Here is a 525-nt window from a genome sequence, read left to right on the forward strand (position 1 = left end):
ATCAGTTCGACTGCCATCGGCTGCCACCTGACTGGTGCGATTGCCCAAGGCATCGTAGGTATAGGTGGCAGTCACGACATTGGTGGCCACATCCTTGACTTGAGTGAGGAGGCCGCTGGCATTGTAAGTAAAGGCGGTCACCACCGATGCCACCGCACCATCGACACTGTTGCTGGCCGGTGAGGTCACCTGAGTCAGGCGCTCGGCACTATCAAACTGGTACACCCAGTTACGGCCCTGACCATCGGTAATGGTCGTGCTGCCAGCCCCATAGGTGTAGGTCAGCGTCTGGTCGGTGCCATTGGTGGCGGTACGAACCAGATAATTACTGCCGACCAACTGATAGGTGACATTGACCTGACTGCCATCACTCTGGCTGATTTGGCGAATACGGGTACTGGCGCCGTCATACAGGTAGGTGGTGGTGTAGTTACCGAGCGCTCCACCCAGGGCATTGTTCACCTGATATAGACGATTACTGCTGTCATAGACATAGCTCACCGCAGAGGTGGTCACGCCATCCGC

1 protein-coding gene is annotated in these 525 nt (G+C 56.6%); it reads right to left on the reverse strand.

What is annotated here, in order from left to right:
* Positions 1-525: hypothetical protein (locus tag ACYVG7_RS09860; RefSeq protein ID WP_460882964.1), on the reverse strand; the 525-nt coding region annotated here is incomplete at both ends.

The organism is Pseudaeromonas pectinilytica (assembly GCF_054780855.1).